General features: G+C 60.0%; 20 protein-coding genes. 6 read left to right on the forward strand and 14 right to left on the reverse strand.

Going from position 1 to position 20152, the window contains the following annotated elements; all coding sequences use genetic code 11:
* Window positions 1–277 precede the first annotated feature (277 nt).
* From pepN to ACYZUC_RS05950, 6 genes are read right to left on the reverse strand one after another with little or no spacing between them, the layout of a single operon-like run.
* A complete protein-coding gene (pepN, locus tag ACYZUC_RS05925) occupies window positions 278–2935 on the reverse strand; it encodes an aminopeptidase N (protein WP_461994298.1) in 2658 nt (885 codons plus the stop codon).
* 10 nt (window positions 2936–2945) lie between these two features.
* Window positions 2946–3776, reverse strand: a complete 831-nt coding sequence (locus tag ACYZUC_RS05930; protein WP_461994299.1) for a DUF2797 domain-containing protein — start codon at window positions 3774–3776, stop codon at window positions 2946–2948.
* Window positions 3773–4033: a YeaC family protein gene (locus tag ACYZUC_RS05935; RefSeq protein WP_008028592.1), complete on the reverse strand. Its 261-nt coding sequence runs from the start codon at window positions 4031–4033 to the stop codon at window positions 3773–3775. The genes ACYZUC_RS05930 and ACYZUC_RS05935 overlap by 4 nt, the downstream gene beginning before the upstream one ends.
* A 27-nt stretch (window positions 4034–4060) precedes the next feature.
* A complete protein-coding gene (locus tag ACYZUC_RS05940; RefSeq protein ID WP_461994301.1) occupies window positions 4061–4930 on the reverse strand; it encodes a rhomboid family intramembrane serine protease in 870 nt (289 codons plus the stop codon).
* Complete coding sequence (locus tag ACYZUC_RS05945) at window positions 4927–5901, reverse strand: metallophosphoesterase (protein WP_223450454.1); 975 nt, start codon at window positions 5899–5901, stop codon at window positions 4927–4929. Before ACYZUC_RS05945 ends, ACYZUC_RS05940 begins: the two co-directional genes overlap by 4 nt.
* Entirely contained in the window at window positions 5898–6788 is an 891-nt protein-coding gene (locus tag ACYZUC_RS05950; RefSeq protein ID WP_007988608.1) for an NAD(+) kinase, read from the reverse strand. Before ACYZUC_RS05950 ends, ACYZUC_RS05945 begins: the two co-directional genes overlap by 4 nt.
* A gap of 112 nt (window positions 6789–6900) precedes the next feature.
* Here ACYZUC_RS05950 and ACYZUC_RS05955 point away from each other — a divergent pair, with 112 nt between their 5' ends.
* Entirely contained in the window at window positions 6901–7851 is a 951-nt protein-coding gene (locus tag ACYZUC_RS05955; RefSeq protein WP_461994304.1) for a DUF1853 family protein, read from the forward strand.
* Window positions 7852–7965: 114 nt separating this feature from the next.
* Here ACYZUC_RS05955 and ACYZUC_RS05960 read toward each other — a convergent pair whose 3' ends face one another.
* The 3 genes from ACYZUC_RS05960 to ACYZUC_RS05970 all read right to left on the reverse strand — a co-directional run bounded on the left by ACYZUC_RS05960 (window position 7966) and on the right by ACYZUC_RS05970 (window position 10324).
* On the reverse strand, window positions 7966–9249 hold the full coding sequence (locus ACYZUC_RS05960; protein WP_008028602.1) for an arsenic transporter: 1284 nt from the start codon (window positions 9247–9249) through the stop codon (window positions 7966–7968).
* Between the two features lie 29 nt (window positions 9250–9278).
* A complete protein-coding gene (locus tag ACYZUC_RS05965) occupies window positions 9279–9626 on the reverse strand; it encodes a metalloregulator ArsR/SmtB family transcription factor (protein ID WP_461994306.1) in 348 nt (115 codons plus the stop codon).
* A gap of 137 nt (window positions 9627–9763) precedes the next feature.
* Window positions 9764–10324, reverse strand: coding sequence for an NADPH-dependent FMN reductase (locus tag ACYZUC_RS05970; protein ID WP_008028605.1), 561 nt, complete (start codon window positions 10322–10324; stop codon window positions 9764–9766).
* 176 nt (window positions 10325–10500) lie between these two features.
* Between ACYZUC_RS05970 and ACYZUC_RS05975 the strand changes: the two genes are divergently transcribed.
* Window positions 10501–10752 (forward strand): hypothetical protein, encoded by a 252-nt coding sequence (locus tag ACYZUC_RS05975; RefSeq protein ID WP_461994308.1) that lies wholly within the window; start codon window positions 10501–10503, stop codon window positions 10750–10752.
* 88 nt (window positions 10753–10840) lie between these two features.
* Window positions 10841–11734: a LysR family transcriptional regulator gene (locus tag ACYZUC_RS05980; RefSeq protein WP_461994309.1), complete on the forward strand. Its 894-nt coding sequence runs from the start codon at window positions 10841–10843 to the stop codon at window positions 11732–11734.
* On the opposite strand, the gene ACYZUC_RS05985 is transcribed toward ACYZUC_RS05980, so the two are convergent.
* The 3 genes from ACYZUC_RS05985 to dnaQ all read right to left on the reverse strand — a co-directional run bounded on the left by ACYZUC_RS05985 (window position 11700) and on the right by dnaQ (window position 15573).
* Window positions 11700–12314: a GNAT family N-acetyltransferase gene (locus tag ACYZUC_RS05985; protein WP_461994311.1), complete on the reverse strand. Its 615-nt coding sequence runs from the start codon at window positions 12312–12314 to the stop codon at window positions 11700–11702. The two genes, ACYZUC_RS05980 and ACYZUC_RS05985, sit on opposite strands and share 35 nt — an antisense overlap.
* Before the next feature lie 14 nt (window positions 12315–12328).
* Window positions 12329–14584, reverse strand: a complete 2256-nt coding sequence (locus ACYZUC_RS05990; RefSeq protein ID WP_461994313.1) for an Orn/Lys/Arg family decarboxylase — start codon at window positions 14582–14584, stop codon at window positions 12329–12331.
* A 230-nt stretch (window positions 14585–14814) separates the two neighbouring features.
* Window positions 14815–15573: a DNA polymerase III subunit epsilon gene (gene dnaQ / locus ACYZUC_RS05995; RefSeq protein WP_461994314.1), complete on the reverse strand. Its 759-nt coding sequence runs from the start codon at window positions 15571–15573 to the stop codon at window positions 14815–14817.
* 190 nt (window positions 15574–15763) lie between these two features.
* On the opposite strand from dnaQ, the gene ACYZUC_RS06000 reads away from it, so the two are divergent.
* Complete coding sequence (locus tag ACYZUC_RS06000; RefSeq protein WP_008038263.1) at window positions 15764–16075, forward strand: DUF2388 domain-containing protein; 312 nt, start codon at window positions 15764–15766, stop codon at window positions 16073–16075.
* A 136-nt stretch (window positions 16076–16211) separates the two neighbouring features.
* On the opposite strand, the gene rnhA is transcribed toward ACYZUC_RS06000, so the two are convergent.
* Both rnhA and ACYZUC_RS06010 read right to left on the reverse strand, forming a co-directional pair.
* Window positions 16212–16664: a ribonuclease HI gene (gene rnhA / locus ACYZUC_RS06005; RefSeq protein WP_008028618.1), complete on the reverse strand. Its 453-nt coding sequence runs from the start codon at window positions 16662–16664 to the stop codon at window positions 16212–16214.
* A gap of 90 nt (window positions 16665–16754) precedes the next feature.
* Window positions 16755–17513, reverse strand: a complete 759-nt coding sequence (locus ACYZUC_RS06010; protein WP_008038260.1) for a methyltransferase domain-containing protein — start codon at window positions 17511–17513, stop codon at window positions 16755–16757.
* A 65-nt stretch (window positions 17514–17578) separates the two neighbouring features.
* Between ACYZUC_RS06010 and gloB the strand changes: the two genes are divergently transcribed.
* Both gloB and ACYZUC_RS06020 read left to right on the forward strand, forming a co-directional pair.
* Window positions 17579–18346, forward strand: a complete 768-nt coding sequence (gene gloB / locus ACYZUC_RS06015; RefSeq protein WP_461996822.1) for a hydroxyacylglutathione hydrolase — start codon at window positions 17579–17581, stop codon at window positions 18344–18346.
* A 99-nt stretch (window positions 18347–18445) separates the two neighbouring features.
* Window positions 18446–19903 carry a transglycosylase SLT domain-containing protein gene (locus tag ACYZUC_RS06020; RefSeq protein WP_461994317.1) on the forward strand — a complete coding sequence of 486 codons (1458 nt, stop codon included), beginning with the start codon at window positions 18446–18448 and terminating at the stop codon, window positions 19901–19903.
* Window positions 19904–20152: the final 249 nt, after the last annotated feature.

Genomic DNA, 20152 nt, shown 5'->3' on the forward strand with positions numbered 1-20152 from the left:
CCCCCGGCCATGGATGGCCGATGGCGGCGGGCCCACGGAGCAGGACCGGAGCGAGGGTATGGCGAGCATTAGCGAGGCACCGTACGTCAGGGGCAAAGCCTTTTGCTTACTTTTCGGCGTCTGGAAAAGTGAGTCGCTGTAAGAGCGAAACCATTAGCAGCCGTTACCGCAGGAACGGATATGTACACCATCAAAAAAAGCGCCTGACACACAGCCTTCGCGGGCAAGCCTCGCTCCTACAGGGTCCGGGGTGAACCCTGCGGGAGCAACGCCAGACTCAGGCCAGGCTTTTGCTGACCACTTCAAACACATCGCTGGACAGTTGACCCGAAGCACGAATCCGCTCCAGCTCCCCTTTCATCAACGCCTGACGAGCATCGTCGTATTTGCGCCAGCGCGTCAGCGGCGCCAGTTGGCGAGAAGCAATCTGCGGGTTGAACCCGTTCAGTTCGATGACCAGATCCGCCAGGAAGCGATACCCCGAACCATCCGCCGCATGGAAGTTGATCAGGTTCTGCCCGGCAAACGCGCCGACCAACGCCCGCACCTTGTTCGGGTTCTTGATGTTGAACGCCGGATGCTGCATCAACTGACGCACACGCTCCAGCCCACCCGGCAGCGTGCTGCCCGCCTGAACGCTGAACCATTGATCCATGACCAACGGATTGTCCTTGAAGTGCTCGGCAAAACTCGCCAGCGCCAGGGCTTTTTCTTCTTCGAACGGCGAATTCACCAACACCGCCAATGCCGTCAGGCGCTCGGTCATGTTGTCGCTGGTCTCGAACTGCTCAAGCGTCGCCGCCATTACTTGCGATTGACCACTGAGCATCAGGTACGAAAGCGCAATGTTCTGCAAGGCGCGACGGGCGAAGTGCTCGGCTTCGGCAATGTACGGGGTTTGTTTCGACAGATCGCGGTTGGCCTGATAACGCAGCCACAACGCCTCAAACAAACCGTCTGCCAATTCTTTACGGGCAAACTCGCGAGCGATGTGGATGGCATCAACATCAGCCACTTCGCTGATCTCGGTCAGATACGCCTCACCCGGTAACGAGAGCATTTCGGCGACCATCGCCTGATCCAGCGTCTCGTCCGACAACACGGTACGCAAGGCCGAAATCAAGCGCTGATCCAGCACCAGTTTCTCGCCCTTCTGCTGCTGGGCGATCAGCTCTTGCAGCACTTGCACCGACAACTGCTGACCGGCATCCCAGCGGTTGAAACCGTCGCTGTCGTGCTGCATCAGGAACATCAGTTGGTCGCGGTTGTACGGGAAGCTCAGTTTCACCGGCGCCGAGAAGCCGCGCAGCAACGAAGGCAGCGGTTGCTCAGCGATATCGACGAAGGTGAAGGTCTGTTCGGCTTCGGTCACCGAAATGACACGCGAGGTGCCCTGGGCGCTGGCTTCGCCGGACAGGCGCAAGGCAACAGGCGCGCCTTTGGCGTCCAGCAGGCCCAATTCAACCGGGATCACGAACGGCAGTTTTTCAACCTTGTCCGGGGTCGCCGGGCAGCTCTGACGGAACGTCAGGCTGTAGGTTTTCGCTGCAGCGTCGTAGGACTCGCTCACCGCCAGACGAGGCGTGCCAGCCTGGCTGTACCAGCGTTTGAACTGAGTCAGGTCGACACCGTTGGCATCTTCCATGGCTTTGATGAAGTCATCGCAGGTCACGGCCTGGCCGTCATGGCGCTCGAAATACAGGTCGCTGCCTTTACGGAAACCGTCGGCGCCGAGCAAGGTGTGGATCATGCCGACCACTTCCGAGCCCTTTTCGTACACGGTCAGGGTGTAGAAGTTGGAAATCTCGATGAAGCTGTCCGGGCGCACGGCGTGAGCCATGGGACCTGCGTCTTCGGCGAACTGGTGAGTACGCAGGTAAGCCACGTCCTGGATGCGTTTCACGGTGGCCGAGTTCATGTCGGCGGAGAAACCGGAATCGCGGAACACGGTGAAGCCTTCCTTCAGCGACAACTGGAACCAGTCGCGGCAGGTCACGCGGTTGCCCGACCAGTTGTGGAAGTATTCGTGAGCGACGATCGCTTCGACACGTTGGTGCGCGGCGTCGGTCGCGGTTTCGGCGCGGGCCAGCACGGCGCTGGAGTTGAAGATGTTGAGGCCCTTGTTCTCCATGGCGCCCATGTTGAAGTCGTTGACCGCAACGATCATGAAGATGTCCAGGTCGTATTCACGACCGTAGACCTCTTCGTCCCAGCGCATGGACTTCTTCAGGCTGTTCATGGCGTGCTGGCACTTGTCGATGTTTTCCGGCTCGACGTAGATGCGCAGCGCCACGGAGCGCTCGGTCATGGTGGTGAAGGTGTCTTCGACGCACCACAAATCACCGGCCACCAGTGCGAACAGGTACGCCGGTTTCTTGAACGGGTCTTCCCAGGTCGCCCAATGGCGGCCGTCTTCGCCCGGACCGCTGGCAATCGGGTTGCCGTTGGACAGCAGCACCGGGTAGCTATGCTGTTCCGCGACGACCGTGGTGGTGAACGTGCTCATCACGTCCGGGCGGTCGAGGTAATAGGTGATCTTGCGGAAGCCTTCGGCCTCGCACTGGGTGCAGAACATCGTGCCGGACTTGTACAGGCCTTCCAGCGCGGTGTTGGTTTCCGGGTGAATGCGGACGCTGGTGTCGACCGTGAAGCTGGTGCTGGTCGGATGCAGCGTCAGATGGTTCTCGGTCAACTGATAGTCGGCAGCTGTCAGTTCGCGGTCGGCCAGGGTCACCGACAGCAGATCGAGTTGCTGACCGTCCAGCACCAACGGCGGCAGGCCCGGGCCACGCTCAGGGTTGCGGCGCATCACCAGTTGTGCATGGACCAGGCTGTGGTCCTCGAACAACTCGAAGGTCAGGTGCGTCTCGTCGATCAGGTACTCAGGCGCCTGATAGTCTTTCAAATAGATCATCTTCGGTTGTTCGGTGCGCATGCTGGAGTCCTTACTGATGCACGGCGAGCTGATAAGCCGTGTATTTACGAATATTGATCACGCCGGTGTCGAAGATCAGGTACTGGCCCTTGATCCCCAGCAGCGTGCCTTCGGCAATCGGGTTCTTGTCCAGGTTGAAGCTGACGATTTTGGCCGGGTATTGCTCCACCGGATAACGGATTTCCAGCGGTTCTACATCGCTAATAGCCTGGATCGCCTGCAGACCAAATCGTTCCTGCAAGGTTTGCAGGCCTTCGGCGCAGCTTTCAAACAGCTGATCGCGAACTTCGGCCAGGTCCACCGAAACCGCTTCGCCCTTGAGTAAAGCACGCCAGTTGGTCTTGTCTGCCACCTGACTGCGGAACAGGTCTTCGACGAAGCCTGACTGCTGACGGGTCGAGACGCGCATGATCGGCAACGCCTGACGAGCGCCCTGGTCGATCCAGCGCGTCGGCAGTTGGGTCGCGCGGGTGATCCCGACTTTGACCCCGGACGAGTTCGACAGGTACACGATGTGATCGGTCATGCAGAACTTCTCACCCCACTCCGGCTCACGGCAGGTGCCGGCGTCGTAGTGGCAGCGCTCCGGGCTCATGATGCAGACATCGCACTGCGCCAGTTTGGTCATGCACGGGTAGCAGTAACCCTGGCTGAAACTGGTTTTGGTCTTGCGCCCGCAATGGGTGCAATGGATTGCCCCCAGGTATTCCAGACGTACCGTGGTGCCGATCAACGGGTTGACCGGCACTTCGACATCGTCCAGACGAAACGCGTACTGCACGTCGGACCCGTCCAGGCGGGCCGACATTTTACTGATTGCACCGCGGCCAATCTCGATCAATGGATGGCATCCGACTTGAACAGGATATTCGGCACTTCAATCGACTTCGAGCCGCATTCCTGCACGCCCATGTAACCGGTGCGCTGGTCTTCGGGCAGGTTCTGGATTTCCCAGGCGATCATCGCTTGCAGCGACAATTCGCGTTGCTCGGCGGTGAGTTTGCCACCGTCGGACCATTTGCCGATTTCCACCGCCAGTTTCAGGCTCTGGTAGATATCGGGGGTGATGTTTTTGATCATTTCGTTAAAAGAGGACATCAAGGTCTCCGAACTTACATAACTTTTTTAGGCGGCCAGTTTACGGCGGTTGTACAAACCACCCAACAAACCGGTGAAGCATCCGATGAGTAACCCGCCGACGTGGGCGGCGTTGGCAATTTCTCCGAAGCCGATCATCGAGACCAGCCCGGACAGGCACAGCAGCAGCCACACCAGCATCATCACCAGCACCCCGCGAGGCAGGCGATAAGCGCGGTTCGGCGACAGGATCTGAAAGATCCAGCAATGCCCGAGCAAGCCATACAACACGCCGGACAACCCGCCAAACAAGGTCGGGCCGCTGAAATAAAACTGCGCGTAGTTCGACACCAGAGCGAACAGCAGGGTCAGGCCGATCAGGTTGATGCTGCCTTGACGCGACTCAATGCGTCGCCCCAGTTCCCAATACCACATGCCGTTCATGGCCAGGTGGAGGATGCCGAAGTGGATCAGCATCGGCGTCACCAGACGCCACCACTGCCCCGCTGCCAGGCTGTCGGCCAATGGCGTGAAATGGATGTATTCGCCGACCACCCGGAAATCGAGGAAGGTCAACCAACGCATCGTGTCGAGGTTTTCGCCCAGCAGCGTCACCGCACCGACAATCAGGCTCAGCAGCAGCACCGCCGCCGTCGCTTTGGCGTGGCGCAATTGCTCGACGAAGCCGGGACGCTTCGTGGTTATCGCCACCGGGATGTCCAGTTGCTGATCGGGATCACCCGCCGGAAAACGCTCGTACAACGCACGCACGTCTTCACTGATATTGGCGGGCACCCACAACACCTGCTCGCCCTGCTCTTCGCTGACCCGATGCGGCACCTGCATGCGTTGCAGCAGTTTGACGAACCCGCTCAGATCCACCGCCAGCGGCAGGCGTAAAACGGCCACGGCGCTCATCGCAATGCCTCCGGCCGTTCGACGTCGACCCAGACGAATTTGTGCGGATCGAGCCGGGTTTCCTGGTCCAGTCGATAAGCGACCAGCTTGCCGTAAAGCACCGCGCTGTAATCCAGGCAGGCCAGGTTCGGGCGGATCGGCGCCGGTTTGCCGCTGCGCCAGTAGTGGCCGACGAACAACAAGGGCTCGTCAACGCCATAACGCAGCAAGGTGTTTTTTTCGGTGGACGACAGCGGCGTTCGGGCCACGGGTTCCGGTAAAGCGTCAGGCTGGAACACGATGTCTCCGTAGGTTTGCGGGTCGTCTTCCCAGAATTTGGTGCGGAAGAACGAGCGCGTCAGGCCATCGCCGCTGGTCATGGTCAACCCGTCAGGCAAACGCATGTCGGTGCCGCGCAGCAAACGGTCGAACACGGTGCAGGCAAAACTGCCCGGCACGGCCGAGGCCTGGAGGAAATGTTCATCGACGCAACCATCGGAAAACAGCGCGCGTAGCGGCTCGATCAGGCCCGCATCCCAGCAGGCGTGGACCACGCGGAAACGCCCGGCATCCACAAACAGCGGCAGTTCGTAGAACCATTGCTGGAAGTCATGCCAGTCCGCGGGATGGTCTTCAAACTGGGTCAGGGTTTCACCCAGCAGGCGCGCATGACGTGGCGTGTGCTCACGGACGAATTGCTTGCCGCTGCCCGGCGGCGCTGGCGTGCTCCAGCCGAGCGCGTTGAATTCATGGTTGCCCATGATGCACAACGCCTGGCCGGCCTCGACCATGTCGTGGACGATGTGCAGCGCCTCGCGAATCCGCGGGCCGCGGTCGATGATGTCACCGACGAACACCGCCATGCGCGACGGATGCCGCCAGACGCCGCCCTGTTTGTGATAACCGAGCAGGTCGAGCAAGTGCTCAAGGGTCAGGGCGCAACCGTGCACGTCACCGATAAGGTCATAACTTCGCGCGGGATCGAGCATCAGTCGCCTCCACCCCCCAACTTGCTGCCCCAGCCGAGTTTGGTCCGGCAGACTTCGTAGTAGTTGTGGTCGAGCGGATGAATCAGCCGCAGCTTCTGCGCTTTCTTGCTCACGGTGATGGTGTCACCCGGCGCGCAGGTGAAGTGGTTCTGCCCGTCACAGGAGACTTGCGGGTAGATCTGCATATCCTTGGACACGACGATTTTCAGCTCACTGTTGCCATCGACCACAATCGGTCTACCCGACAAGGTATGGGGGTACATCGGCACAATCACAATAGCGTCAAGCTTGGGGTGCATGATCGGACCACCCGCCGACAGCGCGTAAGCGGTCGAGCCGGTCGGCGTGGCGACGATCAGGCCGTCGGCCTTCTGGCTGCAGACGAACTGGCCGTCGATGTACAGCTCGAACTCGATCATGCGCGTCGATTTGCCGGGGTGCAGCACCACATCGTTCAGCGCATCGCCCTGGCCAATGGCCTCGGCGTGGCGACGGACTTCGGCTTGCAACAGGAAGCGGTTTTCCACCAGATAGTGGCCGTCGAGGACTTCGGCGACTTTGACTTCCAGTTCATCGGGGCGAATATCGGTCAGGAAACCGAGGCTGCCACGGTTGATGCCGAGCACCGGAATATTGTGTCGGGCCAGTGCGCGTGCGGCGCCAAGCAGGCTGCCGTCACCGCCGACCACAATCACCATGTCACAGACTTCACCGAGCATCTTGCGCGACGAAGTTTGCAGGCCATGACCCGGCAGGACTTCAGCGATGGTGTCTTCGAGGATCACGTGCAGGTGACGATCGAGCAGAAACCGTTTCAGTCGGCGGACGGTATCCAGCACCTGCGAACTGCCCAGGCGACCGATGATGCCGATATTACGAAATTGCTCCATGGTGCCCCTACGGTTTGCGACGGCGAAAACCACGATTATGGGCGAAAGCGCGGGATAGACAAAATCCTTTCAGCCACAAGGGCGCACTCAGGTTTAGGGCTATGCTCGCAAGATGATCCTATTTCCCGATTTGCTGCAGTTACCCCACCAGTTGCGCCACCCCGAGGTCCGCGACCTGGCCTGGGTCATCCTCGCGCCGCCGATGCTGGAGGTCACGCCGTGGCCGCAACGCCATCCACTGGCCGGCAGTGACTGGGTGCAGGCGCCGGAACGGCTGGAGCTTTGGCTACGGCAACTGGATCGCGACAGCTACGACTTGCTGCACTGGCTTGCCCAGGCCCGGACCCGGCGCCTGGGGCTGTATTACGAACGGCTGTGGCAATACGCGGTGCGCCATGCTCCGGGCATCGATCTGATTGCCGCGAACATGCCAATCCGTCGCGAAGGCCACACGCTGGGCGAACTGGACATGCTGCTGCGCGATCGCGACGGCGTGCATCACCTGGAACTGGCGATCAAGCTTTACCTCGGCCCACAAAATGGCGCGGGGCATAACACCGCGCAATGGCTGGGGCCGGGCTGCCATGATCGGCTGGACCGCAAACTGGCGCACCTGAGCCAGCATCAGCTGCCGATTTCCGCGCGACCGGAGAGCCGCGAGGTCCTGGCGGCGCTGGACATCCAGCAGTTCAGTGCGCATTTGTGGCTGGGCGGCTATCTGCTTTATCCGTGGCCAGGGCAATCCGAAGCCCCTAGCGGTGCGCACCCACAGCATTTGCGCGGTAGCTGGCTGCATCAAAAAGACTGGAATGATTTTGTCACGCAGCGCCCGTTCGGTCGCTGGCAACCCCTGCCCCGCCATGCCTGGCTGGCGCCGGCGCACTACCCGGTCGAGCAGACCTGGAGCACAGAACAGCTGGACGCGTGGCTGAGCGATCTGGAACCGCTTGCGCCGGCGCGGTTGCTGGTGCGGTTGGTCGAGAATGCCAATGGGGAGTGGGAGGAAGCGGAGCGGTTGTTTCTGGTGGCGGATCTTTGGCCGAATGTGCCGGGTAGTGGTTAGTTTTTGTAGTGACTAGACTGGCCCCATCGCGAGCAGGCTCGCTCCCACATTGGATTTGCGGCGTTCACAAAATCCCTGTGGGAGCGAGCCTGCTCGCGATGGGGTCGATGCGGTCTAAACGGACAACCGCACAGCCAACGCCGCCAACGTCACCAACAACACCGGCACCGTCAACACAATCCCGACCTTGAAGTAATACCCCCAGCCGATCCGAATGCTCTTACGCTCCAGCACATGCAGCCACAACAACGTCGCCAGGCTGCCAATCGGCGTAATCTTCGGCCCCAGGTCACTGCCGATCACATTGGCGTAGATCATTGCCTCCTTCACCACTCCGCTCGCCTGACTCGCGTCAATCGACAGCAGGCCAATCAGCACCGTCGGCAGGTTATTCATGATCGACGACAACAGCGCCGTCAACACACCCGTGCCCATGGCCGCGCCCCAGACGCCGTAACCGGCAAAACCGTCCAGCCACCCCGCCAGATACCCGGTGAGCCCGGCGTTACGCAGGCCGTAGACCACCAGATACATGCCCAGCGAGAAAATCACGATCTGCCATGGCGCTTCTTTCAGCACCTTGCGCGTGGAAATCTTGTGGCCTCGGGCAGCGATGGCCAGCAGCAACGCCGCGCACACCGCCGAAATGGCACTGATGGGAATACCCAGCGGTTCCAGCGCAAAACACCCGATCAACAGGATCAGCAACACCGCCCAACCGGCATAAAACGTCGCCTTGTCGTGGATCGCACTGGACGGATGCTCCAGTTGCTCAGGGTCGTAATCCTTCGGAATGTCGCGCCGGAAAAACCACATCAGTACCGCCAGTGTCGCCGCAACGCTCACCAGGTTGACCGGAACCATCACCGCCGCGTAGCGATTGAAGCCGATGTGGAAGAAGTCGGCGGAAACGATGTTCACCAGGTTCGACACCACCAGCGGCAGGCTGGCAGTGTCGGCAATAAACCCGGCGCCCATCACAAACGCCAGGGTCGCCGCCGGGGAAAAGCGCAACGCCAGCAACATGGAAATCACGATGGGCGTGAGGATCAGCGCCGCCCCGTCGTTGGCAAACAAGGCCGAGACCAGCGCGCCGAGCAGCACCATATAGGCAAACAACTTGCGCCCACTGCCCCGCCCCCACCGCGCGACGTGCAGCGCCGCCCAGGCAAAGAACCCCGCCTCATCCAGCAACAGGCTGATGATGATCAGCGCGACAAAAGTGCCGGTGGCGTTCCAGATGATCTGCCACACCAGCGGAATATCACTGAGGTGCACCACACCGAAAATCAGCGCCAGCACGGCGCCGAACACCGCACTCCAACCGACACCGAGGCCTTTGGGTTGCCAGATCACCAGGGTGATGGTCAGCAGGAAAATCAACGACGCAATGAGCATGCAAAGCAGCCTTCAACAGAAATCAGGGATTAGCAGCAACGTACAGGTCGATCGGTCATGGCTTGAAGGCGTGCGACATCGGCAGCCAGCCAGCCTTGATGTTCAGCCAGCGCGCCGTGCAGCAGAGTGACGACCCAAGGCGCCAGGTCCGGGTGCAGGCGATAGAACACCCATTGCCCCTGACGGCGGTCCGCCAACAGGCCATTACTGCGCAAGAGCGCCAGATGACGGGAAATTTTCGGCTGACTCAAGTCCAGCCCGGCGGTCAACTCGCACACGCACAACTCGCCTTCGCGTGCGATCAACAGCGCGATACGGCTGCGCGTGTCATCGGCCAGGGCCTTGAAAACATCGACGGGGTTGTGAGAGTCGGACATACGGGGAAACGCCTCTGGAGGACGAACGAGGCGCAAATATATGGAATTTCGAATATTCAGTAAAGCAAAGTCTGGAAACGTTTGTTTGATGCAGCAACTGCCGAGCCTGTACTCGGCAGCGGCTATCAAAGTGGTTTTCAGACTTTCTTATGCTGCTCGACCCACTGCCCGTAAGCATTGATGAAACTCTGCAAAAACGGCTTCACCGTCTCGGACAATCTGCCCGCTTCATCGAAGGCCGAACCGGCACCGCTCAAATAGGCTTCCGGTTGCTGCATGCAAGGCACATTGAGAAACACCATGGACTGGCGCAAATGATGGTTGGCGCCAAACCCGCCGATAGCCCCCGGTGAACAACTGATCACCGCACCCGGCTTGCCACCCCAGGCGCTTTTGCCATACGGACGCGAACCGACGTCGATTGCGTTCTTCAACGGGGCAGGAACCGAACGGTTGTATTCCGGGGTGACGAACAGCAACGCGTCGGATGAACTCACTTGTTGCCGGAAAGTGCTGTAGGCTGCCGGCGGTGATTCGCCATCGATGTCTTCGTTGTAGAGCGGCAAGTCGCCAATTTCGACGATGTTGAGCTTGAGATTTGCAGGCGCCAGATCGGCCAGGGCCAACGCCACCTTGCGGTTGATCGATTCCTTTCTCAAGCTGCCGACCAGAACGGCGATCGTGTAGACATTGCTCATGGAAAATTCTCGACTGTCCGATGGAAAGAGCTTGTAGTTATAGATGACGATTCAAGCAGTGGGCGACCGAAAAACGCCGCCCCTGACTATTTTTTTCCTGTAGGAAAACTTACCTCGCCCAACCACGGTCTACAGAACCGCAAATTGAGTGATTTATCTCCAGAGGTTCTAAGCAGATGGCAGCAGTACTCGTCAGTCAGTTCCATGCAAGAGACGCGGAAGGCCGTGTCTATTCCGTGCATGAGTTCCAGGAATCCACCCCTTCGGCAGACGGCCTCACCGCTGTCACCACTTACAAGCTGGCCATTGGCGATCGCGTCAACAAGCTCGATGAAAACGAGTTTCTGCTGGTGCAATCGGGCGTCACCCTCACTCGTGAGCCCGAAGCCGTCATTGCCGCCGTACCGGAAACCAACGTCGCTTCATAACCTCGCGTTATGAGCAGAAGTCTTATGCGCGGACTTGGGTTAGGATTCAGCCACTGACTCCCTCACCTGCTGAACATGGACTTCACGCATGCGTTTACGTCATATCGAAGTGATCCAGGCGCTCCTGCAGACCGGTCACCTTGGCACCGCCGCCGAATGGCTGCAGCTGCCAGTGGCCGAGGTCGAAGGCATTCTGCGTGACGCTGAGAGTCAGTTGGGTTTCATGCTGTTTTCCAGCGTGCGTGGACGCTTGCAGGCCACGCGCGAGGCGCGGGAACTACAGGTCGAAATCGCCCACGTCTACGATGCGCTCGAGCCGGTCCTGCGACTGGCCAGCAGCCTCAAGCAATATCAGGCCCCACCCCTTCGCATCATTTGCACGCCGCCTTTGGCACAACAGTTGTTGCCACAGAGCATCGCGGCGTTGCGCCGGCGTCTCCCCGACGTGCCTTGCAGTCTCCTGAGTCAACCCACCCGCGACATCGTCAGAAGCCTGCTGCTGCGCGAAAGCGATCTGGGCCTGAGCCTGCACGATCCCGACCACGCCGATGTTCATTGCCAGGTGATTGCCCAGGGCAAACTCCAGCTGCTGGCACCCCATGGCTGGCTGCAACCGAAGCAAAAGTACATTTCGCTGCAAGACCTGGCGGGGCAGTCGATGGTCGGCCTGGAAGGTCATGACCCGCTGAGCCCGGCACTCGACAACAAACTGCACGCCCTGCGCCCTGCCCCGGTGATTCACACCCGGGTTCAGACTCACCAGATGATGCGCAGCATGGTCGAAGCCGGTGAAGGCCTGGCGATTGTCGACCCGTTCACCGCGCTCGGGGCCAAATCCGCTGGCCTGGATGCCTGCCCGCTGGCGCCCGCCGTGCCGATCAGCGTCTACGCCCTGACCCTGAAGAACGGCGAGCCTTCCCCCGCTCTTCAGGCACTGCTGGACATCGTCACGGAACAAGCCGTGGCGATGTTGGCGAGCTGATCGGGCTTTCCAGCGGATCGTCGAATAATCGATACCAGAACAAGGCAATTTCGGCGGTGTTCGGGTCGATGCCGCGATAGCGCAGATGATCGACACCACCCAGCACATAACCGCAGCGCTCATACAGCCGACACGCGCCCAGATTGTTGTTCTGGGTTTCGAGCATGATGCCCGGCAGTTTTTTCTTGCGGCTCCAGAACTGCGCCACATCCAGCAGCGCCTTGGCCACGCCATGCCGGCGGGCCGGCGCGTGGACCGCCAACTCGTCGATGTGGGCAAAGCCGTTCCAGTTGGTGCTGACCACCAGGTGGCCCACCGGCTCATCATCGAGATAAGCCATGAAAATCGCGCTGTCGGCGGCGTCGCGGAAACTGCTGAATTCCTCGGGATCGATGCCATAGCACTTGCGGTAAGGGGTAATTGGCGTGACCGGCCATTGCTCCACCGGTTTGCCGATTTCGGCTGCGACATAGGCCGTGACTTCAAAACTGAAATCACTGCCCCAGATGTAAGCCGCAAAGCCGTCGTCGGCAACGCGGACCGACAGCCCTGGGTATTTCGGATTCATGACCGGTTGCATACTGGGAAAGGTCCTCACTCCTTGATGCAATCGACGGTGTAATGCCGCCCATTGCCCTCGTCTTCGTGTTGCAAGCCGTGCACATCGACGACAAACCCCGGGAAACTGCTATCGAACGTGCGGGCAAACGCCAGGTAATCGATGATCGAGCGCGTCGACTCGGTGAAACGTTCGCCGGGCATGATCAACGGAATCCCCGGCGGGTACGGCACCAGCATCACGGCGGCGATGCGGCCGTCCAGTGCATCGATGGACACCGCTTCCACCTCGCCACGCACCAGATGATCATAAGCGTCAGCCGGCTTCATGGCGATTTCCGGCAACACGGTGTACATGCGCTTGAGATGTTTGGCCGTGGCATTGCTGCGATAACAGGCGTGCAGTTGATCGCATAAATCGCGCAGCCCCATACCCTTGTAACGCGCGCCTTCCTGCTGCGCCACGCAGGGCAGGCAGGTCACGAGGCTGACGTTGGCGTCGTAACTGCGCTTGAACTCCAGCAACTCGGTCAGCAGCGTGCTCCATTTGCCCTTGGTGATTCCCATGGAGAACAGCACCAGAAATGAATAGAGCCCGGTCTTCTCGACCACCAACCCGCGCTCCCAGAGGAATTTGCTGACCACCGCCGCCGGAATCCCGCGCTCGCTCAACGCACCACCGGCGGTGAGGCCCGGCATCACCAGCGTGACCTTGACCGGATCGAGCAGCACGTAGTCATCGGTCACGCCGCCAAAGCCGTGCCAGTCGGCGTCGGGTTGCAGCAGCCAGTCTTCTGTCACCACGCGCTCGATGCCTTCCACCGACGGCGGCTGCCAGATGGAGAACCACCAGTCATCAGCGGCAATGTGCAGACGCAAATTCGCCAGTGCCCGACGAAAACTCAGGGCTTCGTCGAACATTTCCTGTAACAGCGAGCGACCCGCCGGGCCTTCCATCATCGCCGAGGCCACATCCAGAGAGGCGATGATGCTGTACTGCGGCGACGTGGAGATGTGCATCATGAACGCTTCGTTGAAACGGTCGCGATCCAGTTGCCGCGCGCCGCCGTCCTGGACGTGAATCATCGAGGCCTGACTGAACGCCGCCAACAGTTTGTGGGTGGAATGGGTGGTGAACACCAGCGGGCTTTCCGCACTTCGCGAAGTGCCCATGCCATAACGTCCGGCAAAAAACTCGTGAAACGCCGCATAGGCATACCAGGCCTCATCGAAATGCAGCACTTCGACGCTATTGCCCAGGCTTTGCTTGATCAGTTCGGCGTTGTAACAGAGCCCGTCGTAGGTCGAATTGGTGACCACCGCCAGTTTGACCTTGGGCGCACGGCCCTTGGTCAACGGGCTGGCGTCGATCTTGGCCTGAATCGATTCGCGGCTGAATTCACTCAGCGGAATCGGACCGATGATCCCCAGTTCATTGCGCTCGGGGCACAGGTACAACGGAATCGCGCCGGTCATGATGATCGAGTGCAACACCGACTTGTGGCAGTTGCGGTCCACCAGCACCAGGTCATCGCGGGCGACCATCGAATGCCAGACGATCTTGTTGGCCGTCGAGGTGCCATTGATCACGAAAAAGGTGTGATCGGCGCCAAAGTTGCGCGCCGCTCGCGCTTCTGCCTCGGCCAGAGGGCCGGTGTGGTCGAGCAGCGAACCAAGTTCCGGCACCGACACCGACAAGTCCGAACGCAGGGTGTTTTCCCCGAAAAACTGGTGAAACGCCTGCCCCACCGGGCTCTTGTGATAGGCCACTCCGCCACCATGGCCGGGCGTGTGCCAGGAATAATTGGAGTCGGCGGTGTGTTGCACCAACGCCTTGAAGAACGGTGGCAGCAGGCCATCCAGGTATTTGCGCGCAGCTCGCGCGACCTGCCGCGCCAGAAACGGCACGGTGTCTTCGAACAAATAGAGAATGCCGCGCAGCTGATTGAGCTCGTCCATCGCATCGGCTGGAGCGTTTTCCAGCGTCACTTGCTCGCCCAGCGCGAAGATCGGCAAATCCGGCGCACGCACCCGCGCCAGGCCGATCAGTTCGGCCATGTTCTGCAGCAGATGGGAATTGGCGCTCGGGTCTTCGGCGGCGATCAACATGCACGAGAGGCCATGATGGGTCGACGCGACCAACCGCCCTTCGGTGTAATCCACTGCCGAGACAATGCTGAAACCTTCCTGCTCCAGCTCCCGGGCAATGCCACGCACGCGATCACCGGCAACCGTGTCGGCCTTGATGTCGCGATGGACGATCAAGACCGGGAATTTCAAATCTTTATACATGGGGCTCAGTGTCCTGAGGCGGCAGGCCGTGGCCTGCCAATAACCTCAGGGTAGAGGGTTGAGGCGCATGTGGCGAGTGCAATGCCCCGAAATGGGTCACAAGTGGATCGCACAACCCTGTAGGAGCCGGCTTGCTGGCGATGGCGTCCGTTCAGGCGATGAACGTATCGACTGCCCCACCGCCATCGCCAGCAAGCCGGCTCCTACAGTTTTGATGTCTATCTCGAGATTTACGCCTGAGCTTCAGCCTCGGCCAGTTGCTGCCACAGCGATGGCGCACCAGCGGATTTGGCGATGACTTCCAGACGGGCCATGTGTTGCGCCAAATCATCTTCACTGGCGCGGATGATACGGGTTGGCTGGCGATCGGCCGGCAAACGGCGGATCTCCGTGGCGGAGTTGTCCGCCCCTTCGCCGGCCCCGTTGCCGTCGGACGCATTGCCGGCCAGCGACAGGCTGGTCTGGCCGCCGGTCATGGTCAGGTAAACGTCGGCGAGAATCTCGGAGTCGAGCAAGGCGCCGTGGAGTTCACGACCGGAGTTGTCGACGCCATAACGTTTGCACAAGGCGTCGAGGCTGTTGCGCTGCCCCGGGTGACGTTCCCGGGCCATCATCAGGGTGTCGAGGATCGAGCAGTGTTGCGTGATGTCAGCGCGATCGTGCTGGCCCATCAGGGCGAATTCGTTGTTGATGAAGCCAACGTCGAACGCCGCGTTATGGATGATCAGCTGCGCGCCCTTGATGAATTCGAAAAACTCATCAGCCACTTCAGTGAAGCGCGGCTTGCCCACCAGGAATTCGTTGGTGATGCCGTGAACGCCGATGGCGCCTTCGTCACTCTCGCGGTCCGGTTGCAGGTAAACGTGAAAATGCCGGCCGGTCAGGCGCCGACCGATCAACTCGACACAACCGATTTCGATAATCCGGTGGCCGTCGGTCACCGGCATGCCGGTGGTTTCGGTATCGAGTACAACGGATCTGGTGGCCATCAGTGCTCAGCTCTCAACGGGTCAATCGTGCAAAAGCGGCGATGTTAACACGCCCACGGGATCAGGCGTGCGCACAGGCAAATGACTGAAGCTCATGCAGTTTTTAACAATCATTAGCAATGTTCATAAAGTCTGGCAGAGAACGGCTTGATAGCGTGCGCGGCTTGTTTCCGATGGATTTGAGTTCGTCATGACCACCACACAATCGCTACGCCTGCTGGTCCTGGGCGGTTGCCTGATCGCAACCACCGCCCAGGCCACCAGTTTTGTAATCAGCACCGATATCACGTTGAGCCTGACCTTGAGCTCGTCCAAGGGCACGAGCGGATCATTCAAGGACGACAAGATTGTGCTGGCAGCCAAGGACGATGCCGCAGCGTTTGTGGCGAGTGACGGGGAGATTCGCGGGGCGCGGATTGAAGCGGCATTCGAGAGGATTCGGGGCGGACTGAGCGATCAGTATTCAGACCAACAACTGGCCAACGCCATTTTGATGCTGTGATTGTGATCAGGTGCACCGCGTTATCGTTCTTCGCGAGCAGGCTCGCTCCCACATTGGATCTCCATCAGGCAGAAATTTAATGTGGGAGCGAGCCTGCTCGCGAATGCCGCGACGCGGTATATCGACAGTGCCAAAATCAGGCTTGTTTGTAACCGCGCACTTCATCCACGCCACGGTTAGCCAACTGGTCGGCCCGCTCGTTGCCGTGATGCCCGATGTGCCCGCGCACCCACTTCCAGGTGACGTTGTGGCGGTTGACCTGCTCGTCCAGCAATTTCCACAGGTCAGCGTTTTTTACCGGTTCTTTCGCCGCCGTTTTCCAGCCGCGCTTCTTCCAGTTGTCCATCCATTCGTTGATGCCTTTCATCACATACTGCGAGTCCGTCACCAGCAGCACGTCGCAGGAACGCTTCAGTTCTTCCAGTCCGCGAATCGCGCCCATCAGCTCCATGCGGTTGTTGGTGGTGTTGGCTTCGCCACCCCAGAGTTCTTTTTCAACGCCCTTGCACACCAGCAATGCGCCCCAGCCGCCTGGGCCAGGATTGCCCTTGCAGGCGCCGTCGGTGAAGAGTTCTACGCTATCGCTCATGCCAATCTATCCAGAAAATGCGGTGGCCCGCCGACCGTTGATCGACGATGCCCGAGGCCGGGACGCGCCCGGCCGGGAATATAAAAAGTGTTACGGCTCGATGTTGCGGCGGTTGACCTTGGCCATCGGCAATGGAATCAACTTGCCCATCGGCTCGCGACGTTCCTGACGAACCGGCCGCAGGCCGACCACGATCTTGCGCGCGACCAATAAATAGAAGCCGCCACCCGACAGTTGCCAGTCACCGGCCTTGCGTTCCCAACCGGCCAAACGGGCTTGCCAGGCGGGGGACGCAAGCGGCGGACGATAGCACCCGAAGCGGCGTTTCTCCAGCGCGAAGCCCAGCAGGTTCAGCCAGTCGGCGACCCGCGACGGCGAAATGCATCGAGCCTTGCGCAAGGCGTCATGGGCAAACACGTGGCGCAAGCCCCAGCTGCTCCAGGGGTTGATCCCGATGATCAGCAAATGCCCGCCGGGCCGCACGCTGCTCGCCGCTTCGCGCAGCAAACCATGGGGCGACAGGCAGAAATCCAGGCCGTGCTGCAACACCACCACATCGGCAGCATGCTCGCTCAACGGCCAGGCCTGCTCTTCACACACAATCTCGACACCCGGCAATGGCGCACCCAGCCGCACATTGCGCTGGACCTGCGGCGCCGACGGCGGTGTCTCGGCCGAAGGCCCGTAATGCACCAGATAGCCACCGAAGAAACGCCCCAGCTCGTCTTCGAGCATGCGTCGTTCTTCGTCCAGCAGAAATTGCCCGATGGGGCCGGACAGCCATTCACGGGCCGCGCTGATCAGGGCCAGCCAGTCAGGATCAGCCTGAGCGAACGCTTTATCAGTCATTGCATTCTCCAACGCGCCAGGAAGTTCTAAGATGCGCCATTGTTTTCCGCTTGGCGAATCCGACGATGATACAGATCAGTGCCCTGCCCGCCTTCACCGACAACTACATCTGGTTGTTGCAAGACCCCGACACACGACGCTGTGCGGTGGTCGATCCCGGCGATGCCGCGCCGGTCCAGGCCTGGCTCGCGGCGAATCCGGGTTGGGCACTGAGTGATATTTTGATCACTCACCATCATCACGACCATGTCGGCGGCGTCGAGCAGTTGAAAAAAGCGACGGACGCGAAGGTCTACGGTCCAGCCAGTGAAACCATCCCGGCGCGGGATGTCGCGCTCAAGGACAACGACCGTATCAGCGTGCTCGGCTGCGACTTTGAAGTCATCGAAGTACCCGGTCACACGTTGGGACACATCGCTTTTTATCATCAGGGCCTGCTGTTTTGCGGCGACACCCTGTTCGCTGCCGGTTGCGGGCGGTTGTTCGAAGGCACGCCAGAGCAAATGCACACCTCGCTGACACGCCTCGCATCCCTTCCCGAGGATACGCAGGTGTTTTGCACGCATGAATACACCCTGAGCAACCTGCGCTTCGCCGCAGCGGTCGAACCGAGTAATCCGCACACGGCCGAACGGCTGGCAAAAGTCACCGAACAACGCGCCAAAGGCATCATCACGCTGCCTTCGTCGATCGCTCTGGAAAAGCTGACAAACCCGTTTTTGCGTACCGGCGAAACATCCGTTAAAGAAAAAGTGGACGAACGGAATGGCACCTATAACCGGGCTCCGAGTGCGGTTTTTGCTGCTCTGCGCGCTTGGAAGGATAAGTTCTGAGAGGGCTTGCCGTTGGTGCGAAAAATCTGAATGGTTGACCGCAGGGGGTACGCTTTCTAGAATCGCCCGACATTTTTGCCCGGAACTTACTTCCAGCCAATGTCGTCATCTATTCGTAAAGCCATCAATTCAGACGCATTGACCCGCTTGGCTCAAGCCATAGCGGTGGCTGTGTCCGCCACTCTGGCGGGCTGTTCCAGCCATGTGCCGCAGACCGACGCGGCACATACCCCGAACATCGCAGCGCGAGCCAAACAGAAGCCCATCTGGCTCAGCGAAAAGCCTACTCCGCAAATTCCACAGGACGTCTGGGAGCGCATGCGCCAAGGCTTCCAGTTGCAGGAAGGCCTGGGCGTCAACCCGCGCATCGAGCAACAGCGCCTGTGGTTCGCCAGCAACCCTTCCTTCCTCGAAAACGCCGGCGAACGCGGCAGTCTCTACATTCACTACATCGTCGAACGCCTTGAAGAACGCAACATGCCGCTGGAACTGGCGCTGCTGCCAGTGATTGAAAGCGCCTACAACCCGATGGCCTATTCCCGGGCTGACGCGGTTGGCCTGTGGCAATTCATTCCTTCCACCGGGCGTTACTTCAACCTGCGCCAGACCCGTTTCTACGATGGCCGTCGCGACATTACCGCGTCGACCACCGCCGCGATGGATTACCTGACCCGTCTGCACGACATGTTCAACGGCGACTGGCTGCTGGCCCTCGCGGCTTACAACGCCGGTGAAGGCACGGTCAGCCGGGCCATCGAACGTAACGAAAGACTTGGCCTGCCCACCGATTACTGGAACCTGCCACTGCCGTCCGAAACCCAGGCCTATGTGCCGAAGTTGCTGGCGCTGTCGCAAGTGGTCCTGGCGCCCGAAGCCTACGGGGTGAACCTCAACCCGATCGCCAACGAACCGTATTTCCAGGCCGTCGAAATCAACCAGCGCATGGACCTGTCCAAGGTGGCTGCGGTGGCCAATATCGACGAAGACGAGCTGTTCCAGCTCAACCCGGCCTTCAAGCAGCGCACCACCACTCTGGACGGTCCTCAGCATTTGCTGGTGCCGACGTCCAAGGCGCAACTGCTGACCGCCAGCCTGTCGACCATGCGCCCCGAAGAGTTGATCAGCAAGAAGTCGCTCAAGCCGGTATTCGAAGGCGCAGACGATACCCAGCTCGCCAGCCTCAAACGCGCCTACCGCGTGAAACGTGGTGACAACCTCGGCACCATCGCCAAGGCCAACAAGGTCGACGTGAAAGACCTGCAACGCTGGAACAAGCTGACCGGCAAGGACCTCAAGGTTGGCCAGACGCTGGTGATGCAGGACAAGACCAAGCGCAGCTCCGGACGCGTAAACACCGTAGTGGCCGCCAACACCAAGACGACTGGCAAGACGGACACCAAGAAACCGCAGACCCAATACAAGGTCCAGCAAGGTGACTCGCTGTACATCGTGGCCAAGCGTTTCAACGTTGAGATGCAGCACCTCAAGCGCTGGAACCCGCGTGTCGGCCAGGCGCTGAAGCCGGGTCAGATGTTGACGGTTGCTTCGCCGCACTAAAAACGAGCCCCTGACTTCAGGGGCTTTTTTTTGCCTGCAACCCGATTTGCATGGCAAAAATGCAGTCCCTGTGGGAGCGGGCTTGCTCGCGAAAGCGGTGTGTCAGCCAAATCAATGTTGAATGTAATACCGCTTTCGCGAGCAAGCCCGCTCCCACATATCCTGCGTCCTGCCGCCCCCTCAAGCCAGCCATTAACAGCGCATTAAGCCAGCGTCTTTTTCCTGTCCATACAAGCTGTTACTGTACGG

It is taken from the genome of Pseudomonas sp. GT1P32, from assembly GCF_054897805.1.

What these genes read in the sequence shown, in the direction of transcription:
- pepN (WP_461994298.1), bottom strand. Translation starts at nt 2,935, where the DNA reads ATGCGCACCGAACAACCGAAGATGATCTATTTGAAAGACTATCAGGCG.
- ACYZUC_RS05935 (WP_008028592.1), bottom strand. Translation starts at nt 4,033, where the DNA reads ATGTCCTCTTTTAACGAAATGATCAAAAACATCACCCCCGATATCTAC.
- ACYZUC_RS05940 (WP_461994301.1), bottom strand. Translation starts at nt 4,930, where the DNA reads ATGAGCGCCGTGGCCGTTTTACGCCTGCCGCTGGCGGTGGATCTGAGC.
- ACYZUC_RS05950 (WP_007988608.1), bottom strand. Translation starts at nt 6,788, where the DNA reads ATGGAGCAATTTCGTAATATCGGCATCATCGGTCGCCTGGGCAGTTCG.
- ACYZUC_RS05955 (WP_461994304.1), top strand. Translation starts at nt 6,901, where the DNA reads ATGATCCTATTTCCCGATTTGCTGCAGTTACCCCACCAGTTGCGCCAC.
- ACYZUC_RS05960 (WP_008028602.1), bottom strand. Translation starts at nt 9,249, where the DNA reads ATGCTCATTGCGTCGTTGATTTTCCTGCTGACCATCACCCTGGTGATC.
- ACYZUC_RS05965 (WP_461994306.1), bottom strand. Translation starts at nt 9,626, where the DNA reads ATGTCCGACTCTCACAACCCCGTCGATGTTTTCAAGGCCCTGGCCGAT.
- ACYZUC_RS05970 (WP_008028605.1), bottom strand. Translation starts at nt 10,324, where the DNA reads ATGAGCAATGTCTACACGATCGCCGTTCTGGTCGGCAGCTTGAGAAAG.
- ACYZUC_RS05975 (WP_461994308.1), top strand. Translation starts at nt 10,501, where the DNA reads ATGGCAGCAGTACTCGTCAGTCAGTTCCATGCAAGAGACGCGGAAGGC.
- ACYZUC_RS05980 (WP_461994309.1), top strand. Translation starts at nt 10,841, where the DNA reads ATGCGTTTACGTCATATCGAAGTGATCCAGGCGCTCCTGCAGACCGGT.
- ACYZUC_RS05985 (WP_461994311.1), bottom strand. Translation starts at nt 12,314, where the DNA reads ATGCAACCGGTCATGAATCCGAAATACCCAGGGCTGTCGGTCCGCGTT.
- ACYZUC_RS05990 (WP_461994313.1), bottom strand. Translation starts at nt 14,584, where the DNA reads ATGTATAAAGATTTGAAATTCCCGGTCTTGATCGTCCATCGCGACATC.
- dnaQ (WP_461994314.1), bottom strand. Translation starts at nt 15,573, where the DNA reads ATGGCCACCAGATCCGTTGTACTCGATACCGAAACCACCGGCATGCCG.
- ACYZUC_RS06000 (WP_008038263.1), top strand. Translation starts at nt 15,764, where the DNA reads ATGACCACCACACAATCGCTACGCCTGCTGGTCCTGGGCGGTTGCCTG.
- rnhA (WP_008028618.1), bottom strand. Translation starts at nt 16,664, where the DNA reads ATGAGCGATAGCGTAGAACTCTTCACCGACGGCGCCTGCAAGGGCAAT.
- ACYZUC_RS06010 (WP_008038260.1), bottom strand. Translation starts at nt 17,513, where the DNA reads ATGACTGATAAAGCGTTCGCTCAGGCTGATCCTGACTGGCTGGCCCTG.
- gloB (WP_461996822.1), top strand. Translation starts at nt 17,579, where the DNA reads ATGATACAGATCAGTGCCCTGCCCGCCTTCACCGACAACTACATCTGG.
- ACYZUC_RS06020 (WP_461994317.1), top strand. Translation starts at nt 18,446, where the DNA reads ATGTCGTCATCTATTCGTAAAGCCATCAATTCAGACGCATTGACCCGC.